Here is a 14,496-nt window from a genome sequence, read left to right as displayed (position 1 = left end):
ACTTCAAGAAAAATAGTCATCTTGACGAATTTAAGTCAAAGGTTCTCGGTATTAAAAAAGGATTTCATCTCCAAAAACCTATTTTTGCATCAAAAATTAATATCACATGACCTTACTTTTAATGGCTGCCGGAAGCGGTAGTCGATACGGAAAACTAAAACAATTCGATGATTTAGGCCCTGCCGGTGAATTTTTGATGGAATTCGCCATGTACGATGCCCTGGAAAACGGATTCGACCATATCGTGGTCATTACGAAAAAGGAATATATTCATCATGTGGAAGACCAAATGGCCGGAAAACTTCCTGAAAACGTAAGAATCGATGTGCTTGCACAAGAAATTACCGATTTGCCGGACGGGGTCACCTATACAGGCGAACGACCTAAACCTTGGGGTACTGCCCATGCGGTTTGGACAGCACGACATGTCATCAACGGACCCTTTGCAGTTATCAATGCGGATGATTTTTATGGAAAATCCGCCTACAAGAATGCGGCGAATTTCATGCATGAGCACCGAGATGATAACGTGTATGCTCTGGTAGGCTATACTTTAAAAGATACTTTATCGGAACATGGTTCGGTATCACGTGGGGTGTGTGAAGTAAAAGGCGACCAGTTGATATCGGTGGAGGAGCGGTTGAAACTGGAGCAGGATGGCAGTCAAGTAATCGACCGTGATTCTGGTAATCAATATTCGGGCAACGAACAGGTCAGCATGAACTTTTGGGTCTGTAAACCCTCTATCTTCGATAAGATAGAAAAAGATTTTAGAAGATTCCTAGCGGACGACGAGCTAGCGAAGAGCGGAGAGCTATACATTCCGAAAATTGTCCAAGATATGTTACAGGCCGGAGATATTTCCGTAAAAGTAGTACCCTCTGATGGGGAATGGTTCGGGGTCACTTACGCCAGCGACCGAGAAAAAGCTGTTGATTTTCTTCAACAAAAGACTGGGGAAAACGACTACGTTTCGCCGCTATGGGGTTAAAAATGGAAGGTTATTCAAACACCATATTAAACTCCATTCTAAGAAATTTTACGATTTCGGCAAAAGACTATCATTTCAAACCGCTAACCGACGGATACATCAACGACACCTTTATGGTCCTCGATGATGATAAGCCCCTCTATATTCTGCAACGTGTCAACCATACCGTTTTTAAAAATATGGAAGGTCTCATGTCGAATATCGATACGGCCCTGGAAAAATTAAAAGACCCTAGCTATACCCAAATAACATTGGTCAAAACAACCGGAGCAAAGACCTTTTTTGAAAATGAAAAAGGGTATTGGAGGTTGATGACCTATATTGACCATAGTGTGGCTTACAATACTACGATAGACCCACACACCGCTTTTGAAGCCGGAAGGATAATCGCAAGATTCCACATACTTCTACAAGACGCCAAGGTAGATGATTTTGTGGACACCATACCTCTGTTTCATGACCTTGCAGTACGAAAAGAACAATTTGAAATGGCACTTGAGTCCGCTAACGCGGAAAAAAAGAAATTGCCGAAAAGGCAATACTGTTTGCCCAAAAGGTATTGGTAACCCTTTCTGAATTGAGTAAAAAAGAGCTTCCGGTTCGCGTTTGCCATAACGATACCAAATTGAACAACATTCTTTTTTCAAGAAAAGAGAACAAAGCGCTTTGTCTCATCGATTTGGATACCTTGATGAAAGGTCATTTTTATTATGATTTCGGAGATGCCGTTCGCACAATCGTCAATACAGCGCCCGAAGATGCAAAAGACCACGAAAAAATCACCTTTGACAAGTCACTATTCGAAGCTTTTGTGAATGGCTTGGGTTCAGTAGGGCCCTTTCTTTCAAAACAGGAAATCGAAACTTTGCCCCTCGGCGCAAGCTTTATGCCCTTTATTCATGGCTTGCGTGCTTTGACCGATTACCTGAATGACAACATTTATTACAAAGTTGCTTACGAAAACCAAAATCTTGACCGTTGTTTGAGTCTTTTCGATTTCACAAAAAAGGCGTTGAACGAAAAGGTGTATATGGAAAAAATGGTTCTAGAAAAATTAAAACATAGGATGTAACAACATCGATTTCTTGCCGCTACTTTTTATAAATATCTCCTAACACCCATTCTAATTCAGGATCTCTTTTCTGAAGCCGGTCTTTCTGTGTCGGGATTATTTCTACATCAGGTTTTACACCATATCCATCGGGTTCTGTTTTATGTGGTGTTTCAATCTGAAGCAGACCGAAATAGAGGAGTACCCTTGAATTTGGTAATTCTATATATTTGGTCTGGCCAGCGACGGTGCCATTGTAGCTTCCACCTGTTTCCTCCCCTACAAAAAAAGCTCTTTTATTTGCCTGTAAATTAGTGGCCAACATCGAAGCTGCAGAAAAAGAATAGCCATTGATCAACACATAGATTTTACCTTTGAAATTGTTCTTTCTTGGTGATTTTATTTTCGAACCTGAAAATTTGCGATATAATTTTCCATCTTTCTTACGAATATTCAGCATATCGTAGACCATCATCCCCGGACCTCCTAGAATACGTAGCGCTTCGTTGAAAATACCGATTCTTTTTTGCGAGAATATGGCTTTTGTCATCGGAATCCTAGTTTTGGTCTCGGCATCGTTCATAAAACGAAAAGGTGTTGTAGAAAGATAACCATAGAGTTTTTCGATTTCATCCAAACTACCGCCACCATTGTCACGTAAATCCAAAATCAAGTTTTCAATACCTGCGGAATCGATTTTAGCAAAGGCTTCTTTATAGAATTTATTGTAGTTGCCATGACCGAAACCTCGAATCTTGAGGTAGGCCACGGAACTATCGTTGCCTATAAAATCTAAATTTCGTAGGTAATAGTTGCGAGGTGGTACATAACCCCTTTTTCTTCCGGCCCGCTTTCGTGTTTTTCTGAGATGTTTTTCCTTTTGTTTTATGGCAATTTTCTCTGTTTTTGATAATACAGCAGGTTTCTGCAAGGTCATGGTGTCTTTTACCTCTGGTTGGCCTTTCGCGATTCTTCGTAATGTTCTGAAATAGATGGAGTCGTTCTTTTTTAAGAGAAGGGTAAGACTATCTTTGAACCCTTTATCAACATAATAAAAATTGGAAAAGTTCTGGGCTACAAAACGATTTTGATAGGTGGTGTTGAACCCGTCGGAAGAAAATAATCTTTTATACTTGTCCAGTAACTTCGCTGCCAAATCTTTATCGAAAGCCAAGACCTCGTGCCCTACGATAAGACTGTCATTGCCTTGGTTGTCCTTGACCCACAATTTGTCTTCCAACAGTTCGAAATCGATATCATAAAATTCAAACGGACGTTTTAGTAGTTCTTTTTGTTGCTTTTTTGTAAACCTGTAAGTCGGGGGTCTTATATTCAGATGACCTTGTCGTACTTCGTTAATTACCGAAACTAGCCTTTCGTGGAATTCCTTGCTACCCATCGGGCCATTTATACTTGTCTTCAGTGCATTGAACTTTTTGTCAAGCTCCTTCTTAGGAACATACTGATATAACCTCGGATGCCATCTTTGCAGTTGTTCGTGCACCTTGTCTACATCGTGATGAAGTTCTTCAGCCGAATGTAACGAAGAAATTTGGGCATTATACTTTTTTACGCTTGTACAAGAAGCGACTAAAAGAACGAGAAGAAAATAGAAAAGGGTTTTGTTCAATGCCACAAATTTAAAGAAAAGTCCTTTTTGAAATTTAGCCAAAATCGTGCCAATGCAAAGTCATAGCCAAACAACATTCATTTCGAAACCAAATGCTTCGGAAAATCTACAATCTGTTCACAACATATCTGGTCCATGACCTGTTTCAATTGTGTCTTCAACAATGAGATGGTATGATTCCCTCCTTCTTTTCCTAAGGCCGAAACTCCGTACATGAACGAACGGCCCATAAAGGTAAACTTTGCGCCGCTGGCCAGAGTACGGGCGATATCAGGACCGGAGCGCATACCGCTATCCATCATGACCGTTATTTGATCTCCGTATTTTTTGGCAATTCGGGTCAGTGGTTTTATGGTCGATTCTCCTGCATCCAATTGTCGGCCACCATGGTTTGAAACTATGATTCCATCAAGGCCTAGGCGAATAGCTTTTTCTGCATCTACTTCGTTGGCGACTCCTTTCAGTACTAGTTTGCCCTTCCACATATCTCGAATGGGTTTTATTTTTTCTTCGTTCAACCTTCCCGAGAAAGTCTGGTCCATGAACTTGCCCAATTGTTTCAAATCGAGGTTTTTGGGCATATAGGGTTTCAAGGTTTCGAAATTGGGCTGACCATGAATGAGGGTCTTCATGGCCCATTCCGGTTTTCCTAAAATCTGTAAAATATTTTTTATCGACATCTTAGGTGGCATCGCTAACCCGTTTCTAATATCCCTAGGGCGAAAACCGAAAGTGGGCACATCACAGAGAATGACCAAAACGGGACAAGAAGCTGCAGCGGCCCTTTTGATAATGTCATCTCGCAGCCTGTTTTCAGTAGGATGGTACAATTGGAACCAAGCTAGGCCCTCGGTCAATTCTGAAATCCGTTCGATACTGCTTGTGGAAACCGTACTCAATACAAAAGGAATATTATGCTCAAAAGCGGCCTTCGCCAGTATTTCTGGGGAATTGGGCCACATCAACCCTTGCAATCCGACAGGGGCAATTCCGAAAGGCGCATCATACGTATGGCCGAACAGTTCGGTCTGCATATTCGAACCTGTATGTTCGTTTAAATATTCCGGTAACAATTCCACCTCCCGGATTTCAGAGGTATTTTTATAAAGGTTGACATCTTCGTTACAGCCTCCGTCCAAATATTCGAATGCGAACTTAGGAATTTTTTGTTGCGCCCTGCTTCGCAAATCCTCAATCGCCGGATACTTTGAATCAAACTGAATATTGGTAATTCTTCCCATAGAAATTTAAATTCCAAACACCAAATCACAAATTCCGAACTTTACGTCAGTAGTAAGTTTCAGAAAATAAAGTGTGGATACTTTTTGGAGACATAACTTTATTGATAGGCCTTTGCGGTCTGTTTTGAACTTCCCAGTCCTTCGATACCCAATTCCACAACATCGCCTGGTTTTAAATATTTTGGGGGATCGAAACCTAACCCGACCCCGAAAGGAGTACCTGTTGAAATTACATCCCCTGGCAGCAAGGTCATAAACTGGCTAATGTAGCTGACCACTTCCTGTACGTTAAAAATAAAATCATCGGTCGAACTATTCTGTACGGTCTCTCCGTTCAATTTCAGCCATAAATTGAGACTATTCGGATCCGGAATTTCATCGGTAGTCGCTATGAAAGGGCCAATAGGAGCAAACGTATCGCAACCTTTGCCCTTACACCATTGCCCCTCTTTTTCAATTTGAAAAGCCCGTTCACTATAATCGTTATGCAAGACATAGCCTGCGACATGGTCAAAAGCATTGGCCTCGGAAACATAGGAGGCCTTTTTGCCTATCACGATGGCCAGCTCCACTTCCCAATCTGTTTTTTCACTTCCTTTTGGAATAATCAAATCATCATTGGGGCCAACAATGGCCGAAGTCGCCTTAAAGAACAAAACCGGTTCTTTGGGTATATTCATTCCTGCTTCTTTGGCGTGCTGCGCATAATTCAGACCGACACATACAAGTTTTGAAGGGCGTGCCATCGGCGGACCAAGACGTACCGCGGCAGTAACTTTTGGACAATTACCTTGGTTCGTTTCGAGCCAATGTCTTAACCTACCTATACCATCGGTTCCGAAAAAACTTTCACTATAATCTTCTCCAAAACCAGAGACATCGATTCTCGAACCATCTTCCAGCTGAAGACCGGGTTTTTCATTTCCTGCACTCCCAAATCGTATTAACTTCATAAATAATTGATTTATTCTTTATTCCCGTACTTCGACTGCGCTCTGAACAAGCTTCGGCGGGAATCTAATATTTTTTCTTAGGTATTTAATTTAATAAATCCACCGTCGATGGGGAAATCCGTGCCGGTGATGAACGAAGCTTCGTCAGAACATAAATATAGGGCCAAATTTCCGATTTCTTCAGGGGTACCCATTCTTCCGATAGGCTGGGTTTTCGATAATTTTTCGAACATCTCTTTTTCTTTGCCCGGATAATTTTTTTTGATAAAACCATCTACAAAAGGGGTATGTACCCTTCCCGGGGAAATGCTATTGCACCGAATACCATAATCAATATAGTCTTTGGCGACCGAGTACGTCATGGTCAGGACCGCGCCCTTTGACGCCGAATAGGCGAAACGGTCTATAAGACCTACGGAAGCTCCAACAGAGGCCATATTGATAATAACTCCCCCGCTTGCCTTCATAAAGGGAATAGCAGCATGAATGCAATTGTAGATTCCTTTTACATTTACATTGAAGACGTTGTCAAAATCAGTCTCCTGGGTGTTCTCGACGTTGCCGATATGCGCTATACCCGCATTGTTCACGAGTATATCCAAGGTATTGTTCTTGACTACCTCGGCAATTGTTTCCTTTACTTGTTGTTGATTGGCCACATTACAATTGTATGAGGTAGCCTTGCCTCCATGCTGTAATATTTCGGAAGTAGTTTCGTCTGCCGATTCTTTCTTCAATTCCAAAATATGTACAGTGGCACCCTGTCCTGCCAGGGCCAGTGCTATCGCTTTTCCGATACCGCTGCCTCCACCCGTTACAATGGCACTTTTTCCTGTCAAGTTAAACTTCATGTAAATGGATTAAAAAGTTTTAAAATGGATTTCTAAATTCGAGTCCGTTTCGAAATGTAAAAAGAAATAATCAAAACTACCCTAAAAATTATCCGACTTTATCCCAAATTTTATGGTTTGTCAACGTAGTGAACGTAATGGTGCAAGATTACAAGTCTAAACTTAAATACTTTAACTTGTACGTACAAGTTAGTTTCTATATATTTACTTTTTTGTACTTTCATATGGCGTACACAAAAAGTAATTGAAACTACACATACCTTCGTCTTCTATGAAATCATCTATCTCTTTGAATCGCCGAAGTTTTGTAAAAAAATCAAGTCTTGGCGTTGGTAGTATTTTACTTGCGCCTAGCTTGGTGATGTCATCATCTACCTGCGGTAAACTCGCAAACGACATACCTGTAAATGCGCACCTTTGGGTATATGCCAGTAAATTTCCACCGAACTGGGATTGTACTCCTGTGCTGAATACCGTATTTTCAGACCTTAGCTACGCGGGTATCAAAGGCGTTGAAATCATGGAAGGTCAACTGCGTCATGATGATTCCGTGGAGCGTTTAAACGGACTTATCAAAAAATACAACCTTCCCGTTTCAGGATCTTCGTATGGTGTTGGATTTAATATGTGGGACGCTTCCCAACATCAAAAAATTATGGATGACATTAAAATAGTCGTCCCAAGATTGGCCCAAGTGGGCGGAAAAACCTTCGGTATTTCCGTGGGAGGAAAAAAAGGACTCAAGACGGAAGCTGAGCTTGATGCCCAGGCCGATATCCTTAAAAAAATTAGGACGATTTGTAATGAAAATGGTTTCGAGGCCAACTTGCACAACCATACCTACGAAGTGGAAAATGACATGCATGACCTAAAAGGTACGCTGAAACGTATTCCTGATTTTAAATTAGGCCCTGACTTGAATTGGCTGATTCGTGGTGGAATCGACCCCGTTGAATTTATCACCACCTACGGAAAACAAATCGTGTATTTACATATTCGCGATCAATATCAAGATGGCACCTGGTCGGAATATCTTGGTCAAGGCGACACCGATTTCGAACCCATAGCTGAGGTCTTAAAAGCACAAAATTTCAATGGACAAGCAGCCATTGAATTGGCTTTTCCCAATGATTTTGAACCAAAAAACGAATTGAAAGAAGATTGGAAAATGAGCCGAGAGTTTGTTCAAAAGACTTTCGGTTGGTAATTTATACAAGAACCTTTTTTAAAAATAACATCCTATGAACATCGCTATGTTGGGCTCGGGCTTTATCGCCAGGTTTTATGCCGAATCGCTACATGCACAAAGAAGGGTAGATCGTGTTACCATGGTCTATTCGCGAAATGAGGAAAATGCCAAACGCTTTGCCAAGGACTACGGATTACCACATTATAGCACCTCCATGGAAGAGGCCATAGAACATCCAGAGGTCGATGTAGTCTTGATTTCGTTGCCCAATCATTTGCACGAGCCAGCGGTTTTGGCATGCGCCAAGGCAAAGAAACATGTTATCTGCACCAAACCCTTGGGACGGAATGCCGAAGAGGCAAAACGGATGTTGGATGCCATTGAAGAGGCCGGAATCTTTGGGGGCTATCTCGAAGATCTTTGTTACACGCCCAAATTTCTCAAATCAATGGAAAGCGTAAAACGCGGCGATATCGGCAAAGTGCTTTGGGCTAAATCCAGAGAAACACATCCGGGACCTCATAGTGATTGGTTTTGGGATAAGGAAAAATCGGGTGGCGGGGCTATTATTGATTTAGGATGTCATTGTGTAGAAATCAGTCGAAATTTTATTGGAAAAAATATAAAACCCATCGAAGTCATGTGTTGGGCGGATACCCAAGTGCATCCCATTGATGCCGAGGACCATGCCATCGGATTGGTCAAATATGCCAATGGATCCATCGGCCAATTTGAAGTGAGCTGGACGTTTCGTGGTGGAATGGATCTGCGCGACGAAGTAATGGGCACCGAGGGCACCATTTGGGTCAACAGTTTTTTACGTACTGGTTTCGAAATGTTTACCACAGGAAAAGGAGGCGATGGTTATGTGGCCGAAAAAGCGGAATCAAGCACGGGTTGGTTATTCCCTGTTGGGGATGAAGCCCATGAATTGGGCTACCCGCACATGTTTACCGATATGTTCACGGCTATCGAAGAAAACCGGGAACCATTGGAAACTTTTTATGACGGCTATGTGGTCAATGCTATTTTGGATGCCGCCTTTAAATCCGCTGAAAGCAAGAAATGGGAACCTGTGGTACTCGAAGATTGGCGCGGCGACGAACCCGAAGACAGCCAGAAAAAATGGGAATCATATGATGATGACCATTATTTGATAAAGGAGGAAATTTTACCAAACGGGGATAAAAAGTTGATTCTCAAACATAAGGAAACCGGGGAGGTTTCCCAAAAAGTAAGTATGGCCGATGGATAAAATTCCAAGCACCAAATTCCAAATTCTAAGCTTATGAAAAAGAGAATACCTTGAAAGAATTTACCGACGAATTTAGAAAAAAGGTCCTGTTTCTAGGCTCTAGGAGCGTATCGGTCTAGTTTCTTTAGTTGGCAACAATGGTAAAAAAATTGCACATCCAAAATCTCATACCTCAAATCGAACGTCTAATAAGTAATAATGTACATCAACGGAAAAGGAACTGCCGAAAACACCTATGACGCCATTGTCATCGGTTCTGGCATTAGCGGAGGCTGGGCCGCCAAGGAACTCTGTGAGAAAGGGTTAAAAACCTTGGTTTTGGAGCGCGGCAGAATGGTCGAACATATTAAAGATTATACAACTGCGACCATGCATCCATGGGAGTTCAAGCATCGCGGTTCCATTCCCCAAAAAATAAAGGATGAAAATCCAGTGATAAGCCGTTGTTATGCTTTCAACGAAGCGACCGAACATTTTTTCGTAAAGGACAAAGAGCATCCCTACGAACAGAAAAAGCCTTTTGACTGGATCCGTGGCTATCAGGTCGGTGGCAAATCGTTGCTCTGGGCCAGGTGGACGCAACGTTGGAGCGACCTCGATTTTGAGGCCAATGCCAAAGAAGGTATCGCAGTCGATTGGCCAATTCGCTATAAAGATCTTGCCCCATGGTATAGTTATGTGGAAAAATTTGCCGGAATTAGTGGCAATAAAGACGGACTTTCACAGATTCCAGATGGGGAATTTCTCCCTCCCATGGAAATGAACTGTTTGGAAAAGCATGTCAAAGAAACCCTCGCGAAACATTACGATGACAGGCATTTGGTCATTTCACGTACGGCCAATTTGACAACACGGCACAACGGCCGAGGGCCTTGCCAATATCGAAGTCTCTGTAGTCGTGGTTGTCCGTTCGGGGGTTATTTCAGCAGCAATTCATCCACACTTCCTGCCGCGGAAAAAACAGGCAATCTGACAATCCGGCCATTTTCGGTCGCGCATTCCATTATTTATGATGATAAGGCCGGAAAGGCAACGGGAGTACGGGTAATCGACGCGAACACCAAGGAATCCCATGATTATTTCGCCAAGATTATTTTTGTCAATGCGGCGACCCTGAATTCGACCTTGCTTTTAATGAACTCCAAATCCGACCGTTTTCCAAATGGGTTGGGTAACAACTCTGGAGAACTCGGTCACAATCTCATGGATCACAATTACAACTGCAAAGTGGAAGGCGAGTACGAAGGTTTTGAGGATAAATATTATTTAGGAAGACGTCCTACCGGAACTTATTTGGCCCGGTTCCGGAATTTCGGCAAAGACAAACAAAAAGATTTCAAACGGGGTTACGCCTATGCCTGTGGAGGATCACGAGCTCCGTTCAGTGAGGTAAGCGAAACTGCCATCGGGGAAGCCTTGAAAACAGATTTGACCCAATTAGGCCCTTGGAAATTCGGATTTAGCGGTATGGGGGAATGTCTCCCATATCATGAAAATCAAGTATCTCTTAGCAAAAACAAGACCGATGAATGGGGCATTCCACTTTTGGAAATCGATGCCGAATACAAGGAAAATGAAACTGCCATGACGAAAGACATGATCAACACGGCGATGGAAATGTTGGACAAAATGAAATTCAAGAATATCAAGGATAAAAAGGAAATGCGCAATATTGGCCTGAACATTCATGAAATGGGAACGGCTCGCATGGGGCGAAATCCAAAGACTTCTGTTCTGAATAAAAACAATCAAGTTTGGGGAGCGGAGAATGTATTCGTGACCGATGGGGCAAGTATGACCTCGAGCGCCTGTCAGAATCCGTCTTTGACCTATATGGCGTTGACCGCGAGGGCAGCGGATTTTGCTGTGAACGAACTAAAGAAAATGAACTTATAATTTTTGCAATGAGCAATAAAATTTCAAGAAGAAGTGCATTAGGTACGGGGCTGAAAATTACCGCTGCCAGTTTACTCGGTTTTGGTTTTATAGGAGAGAAAAACAACATACCAGGTTCAATGAAAAAGCCTGGAAAAGAAAAGCTACCTTTTCGAGTAAGTCTTAATACTTCCACCCTCACGGCCTACAAATTGCCTGTTGACAAACAAATTGATTTGGTCGGAAAGGCAGGATTTGATGGTATCGAACTTTGGATGCGTGACATCAAGGCCTATGTAGATGCTGGAGGTAGCTTAGCATCCTTAAAAGAAAAACTAAAGTCGTATAATCTCGTACTTGAAAATATCATTGCCTTTTCTAAATGGTGTAGTGATGAGGCCTCGGAAAGAAAGGAAGCACTCGACTTGATGCGATCCGAAATGTCTATGATTGCCGAATTAGGGGGCCACTATTTTGCTGCTCCGGTTCAAGGAATCGAGAAAATCGACCCTACTAAACTTGAAGAATACGCTCAACGCTATCGGGCCGTATTGGAGGTTGGCGATGAAGTCGGTGTAATTCCCCTTATTGAACTTTGGGGTATGGGCGCGCTGCATAAAGTATCCGATTGTGCCCAAATCGTTATTGGCAGTAAACATCCAAAGGCCGCTATGTTACTTGATTTTTATCACGTACACCGTGGAGGAAATTCTTGGGCCACCATAGACACTTTGAATGCTGGGCGATTACCCGTCATCCATATGAACGATTATCCCGGGAGTCCCCAGGCATCTTTGTTGACGGATGCCGATCGGATTTTGCCGGGCGAAGGTGTTTGTCCCTTCGATGAAGTTTTACCAAAATTATACAAGGCGGGTTTTCGGGGCGGACTTTCCGTTGAACTTTTTAATAAGGGCTATTGGGAAAGCATGGATGCAGAAACCCTTTTGAAAAAGAGTTACGACACCACACGTTTGACCATCGAAAAGGCCATGCCCAATTTCAAATAAGTTTTAAAGTATGAAACGAAAAATATTCATCGAACGAATGACTCTGGGAAGCGGGGGCGTACTCCTACTCCCTTCTATTGGTCTGTTGCAAAGTTGTGAATACAAACCTCGAATAAGGACTTCCCTCACAGATGCCGATATTCCCTTATTGAATGAAATCGGGGATACGATTATCCCGACAACGGATGCGACATCAGGTGCCAAGGCCACCAACATCGGCGAATATATGCTGCTTATGTACTATGATTGTATGCCCGAGGAAGAACAAACCATTTTTGTAAACGGACTCAACGAATTGGACACTCGCTCTTCTGAAACTTTTTCCAGTTCTTTTTTAGAAGCTGAGGCAGCCAACAAATCGCAATTGTTAGAGGCAATGCAGGCAGAAGCAATTGCCTACAATTTGGAAATGGAAGGTACGCAAAAACCGCTTCCACACTATTTCGACATATTAAAAGGTCTAACTGTTTCAGGATATTTCTCTTCGGAAATCGGAATGACCCAGGCAAGAAATTATCTTCCCGTTCCCGGAAAATTCGAGGCCTGTATACCTTATAATAAATCCGACGGAGTTTGGGCACTATAAAATCAATGGACTTTAAGAGCACCACGTATATCATCATGGGCGGCACCACAGGAATGGGACTCGCCTCGGCAATGGCACTAAAGGAAAATGGAGCTAATGTGTTGGTCATAGGAAGAAATCCCGAAAGCTGCAAAAAAGCCGAGGAGGTATTGGGCGATGCAAGTGTTTCCCTCAGTGGCGATGCCACAGACCCCGAAACTATGACTAAAGCCATTCATTTGGCACATGAAAAATTTGGGAATATAACAGGACTTTTCCATGTCGCTGGAGGAAGCGGTCGAAAATGGGGCGACGGCCCGTTGGATAAAATTACTTTGGAAGGTTGGAACAAAACAATGGAACTCAATCTGACCTCAATGATGCTCTCCAATCAAGCAATGGTCAATTATTTTCTCGAACACAAAAAGGAAGGCGTTATTTTGAATATGGGCTCGGTCCTGGGCTACTCCCCTTCTCCGAAATATTTTACAACACATGCCTACGCGGCAGCCAAATCGGCGATTATCGGTTTTTCGAAATCTATTGCGGCCTACTATGCCGAATATAACATCCGCATTAATGTTATTGCACCCAGCCTCTTTATTACGCCCATGGCCAAACGGGCGGCCGAGGATGCCGAAATTCTATCCTTTCTAAAAACAAAACAACCTTTGGACGGAGGGCGTCCAGGAGCATCCGAAGATATCAATAATGCGGTGTTGATGTTCTTGCACCCTGATTCCAAATTCATAACCGGACAAGTTTTGGCGGTTGATGGTGGGTGGACGATTAGCGAAGGGCAATATGATTAATGTTAAAATGTTCAAAGAAAACGTCTTTGCGAGGAGCGGCTGGAAGGGTATTCGGCATCACAATAATTATTCGATGAAGCCTGTCTCGCCGGCAGTCAGACAATATATTGAACTTGCAATAAGCTTAAACAGATTGCCACGCTGCGCTCGCAATGATAAAAAAAATTAAAATGATCTACCTCGGTATCGACATCGGAGGCACCAAAATCAAGACTGTTGTCATGGACGATAGCGGAAAGATTCTTGAACAAAATGAAATCCCGACCGAAGACGGCAGTGGCGAAGCCGAACTCTGGAAGAAAAAAATCATTGCCGTCATTTCCGAAAAATCCCAAAAATATGCCGGTGGAAATCCTGATATGTTAAAATGTGGTATTTCCGCTCCAGGTCTTGTAGACTCTGAAAACAAAATGACCCTACATATGCCCGAACGCTTGCTGGGTATCGAGAATTTTAATTGGTCGGTGGAGCTCGGCAACGCTATCAAAGTCATTAATGATGGCCATTCGGCATGTCTGGCAGAATACGAATCTTATTATCGCTTTGAAGGAATCAAACACATGTTGATGCTCACTTTGGGCACAGGGATCGGTGGTGGAATCATCATAAACGGCAAGCTGTATCAGGGAAACCACCAACGTGCCGGCCACGTGGGGCATATGACCATTGACATCAACGGCACCCAGACCATGACCAATATGCCCGGAAGTTTGGAACATGCCATGGGAAACTTTTCGGTCTCCGAAAGGACCCAAGGAAAATACAAAAGTGTACGTGAACTGGTCGATGCCTTTGAAAACGGAAATACCGATGCCAAAGTCTGGTGGCTTAAATCCATAAAAAGATTGGCCGCAGGTCTGGCGTCCCTCACTAATATACTTTCGCCCGAATTAATTGTTCTTGGAGGTGGAATCACGGCTGGAGCAGGAGATTCCTTATTAGAACCTTTAAAAAAATCTATGGCCGATTACGAATGGCGACCCGGGGGGCATCAAATCAAAATAGTAAAAGCAAAATTAGGAGGGTATGCCGGCGCTATCGGCGCAGCTTACTTCGCAAAAAACACCTTATAA

The 14,496-nt window shown here is 42.9% G+C and carries 14 protein-coding genes; 10 read left to right on the top strand and 4 right to left on the bottom strand.

What is annotated here, in order from left to right:
• Positions 1–106 precede the first annotated feature (106 nt).
• From N8A86_RS11530 to N8A86_RS11520, 3 genes are read left to right on the top strand one after another with little or no spacing between them, the layout of a single operon-like run.
• A complete protein-coding gene (locus N8A86_RS11530; RefSeq protein ID WP_273565523.1) occupies positions 107–991 on the top strand; it encodes a nucleotidyltransferase family protein in 885 nt (294 codons plus the stop codon).
• Positions 992–993: 2 nt separating this feature from the next.
• Positions 994–1,557, top strand: coding sequence for an aminoglycoside phosphotransferase/kinase family protein (locus tag N8A86_RS11525; RefSeq protein ID WP_273565522.1), 564 nt, complete (start codon positions 994–996; stop codon positions 1,555–1,557).
• Between the two features lie 11 nt (positions 1,558–1,568).
• Positions 1,569–2,063, top strand: a complete 495-nt coding sequence (locus N8A86_RS11520) for a phosphotransferase (RefSeq protein WP_273565521.1) — start codon at positions 1,569–1,571, stop codon at positions 2,061–2,063.
• A gap of 19 nt (positions 2,064–2,082) precedes the next feature.
• On the opposite strand, the gene N8A86_RS11515 is transcribed toward N8A86_RS11520, so the two are convergent.
• The 4 genes from N8A86_RS11515 to N8A86_RS11500 form a co-directional block, all read right to left on the bottom strand.
• The gene (locus tag N8A86_RS11515) at positions 2,083–3,672 is read right to left on the bottom strand and encodes a S41 family peptidase (RefSeq protein WP_273565520.1); all 1,590 of its coding nucleotides are present in this window, start codon (positions 3,670–3,672) and stop codon (positions 2,083–2,085) included.
• A gap of 77 nt (positions 3,673–3,749) precedes the next feature.
• Complete coding sequence (locus tag N8A86_RS11510; protein ID WP_273565519.1) at positions 3,750–4,913, bottom strand: alpha-hydroxy acid oxidase; 1,164 nt, start codon at positions 4,911–4,913, stop codon at positions 3,750–3,752.
• A gap of 98 nt (positions 4,914–5,011) precedes the next feature.
• Positions 5,012–5,866, bottom strand: coding sequence for a fumarylacetoacetate hydrolase family protein (locus tag N8A86_RS11505; RefSeq protein ID WP_273565518.1), 855 nt, complete (start codon positions 5,864–5,866; stop codon positions 5,012–5,014).
• Between the two features lie 77 nt (positions 5,867–5,943).
• The gene (locus N8A86_RS11500; RefSeq protein ID WP_273565517.1) at positions 5,944–6,717 is read right to left on the bottom strand and encodes an SDR family NAD(P)-dependent oxidoreductase; all 774 of its coding nucleotides are present in this window, start codon (positions 6,715–6,717) and stop codon (positions 5,944–5,946) included.
• A gap of 271 nt (positions 6,718–6,988) precedes the next feature.
• Here N8A86_RS11500 and N8A86_RS11495 point away from each other — a divergent pair, with 271 nt between their 5' ends.
• The 7 genes from N8A86_RS11495 to N8A86_RS11465 all read left to right on the top strand — a co-directional run bounded on the left by N8A86_RS11495 (position 6,989) and on the right by N8A86_RS11465 (position 14,496).
• Positions 6,989–7,924: a sugar phosphate isomerase/epimerase family protein gene (locus N8A86_RS11495; protein WP_273565516.1), complete on the top strand. Its 936-nt coding sequence runs from the start codon at positions 6,989–6,991 to the stop codon at positions 7,922–7,924.
• A gap of 34 nt (positions 7,925–7,958) precedes the next feature.
• Positions 7,959–9,161 carry a Gfo/Idh/MocA family protein gene (locus N8A86_RS11490; RefSeq protein WP_273565515.1) on the top strand — a complete coding sequence of 401 codons (1,203 nt, stop codon included), beginning with the start codon at positions 7,959–7,961 and terminating at the stop codon, positions 9,159–9,161.
• 198 nt (positions 9,162–9,359) lie between these two features.
• Positions 9,360–11,057, top strand: a complete 1,698-nt coding sequence (locus tag N8A86_RS11485; RefSeq protein WP_273565514.1) for a GMC oxidoreductase — start codon at positions 9,360–9,362, stop codon at positions 11,055–11,057.
• 8 nt (positions 11,058–11,065) lie between these two features.
• A complete protein-coding gene (locus N8A86_RS11480; RefSeq protein ID WP_273565513.1) occupies positions 11,066–12,046 on the top strand; it encodes a sugar phosphate isomerase/epimerase family protein in 981 nt (326 codons plus the stop codon).
• 10 nt (positions 12,047–12,056) lie between these two features.
• Complete coding sequence (locus N8A86_RS11475; protein WP_273565512.1) at positions 12,057–12,632, top strand: gluconate 2-dehydrogenase subunit 3 family protein; 576 nt, start codon at positions 12,057–12,059, stop codon at positions 12,630–12,632.
• A gap of 5 nt (positions 12,633–12,637) precedes the next feature.
• A complete protein-coding gene (locus N8A86_RS11470; RefSeq protein WP_273565511.1) occupies positions 12,638–13,423 on the top strand; it encodes an SDR family NAD(P)-dependent oxidoreductase in 786 nt (261 codons plus the stop codon).
• Positions 13,424–13,593: 170 nt separating this feature from the next.
• Positions 13,594–14,496, top strand: coding sequence for an ROK family protein (locus tag N8A86_RS11465; RefSeq protein ID WP_273565510.1), 903 nt, complete (start codon positions 13,594–13,596; stop codon positions 14,494–14,496).

Source organism: Maribacter halichondriae (assembly GCF_027474825.1).
In the GTDB taxonomy this organism is placed as follows: domain Bacteria; phylum Bacteroidota; class Bacteroidia; order Flavobacteriales; family Flavobacteriaceae; genus Meishania; species Meishania halichondriae.
Note: the sequence above shows the minus strand (reverse complement) of the source record. Positions and strands in the feature narration are given on the sequence as shown.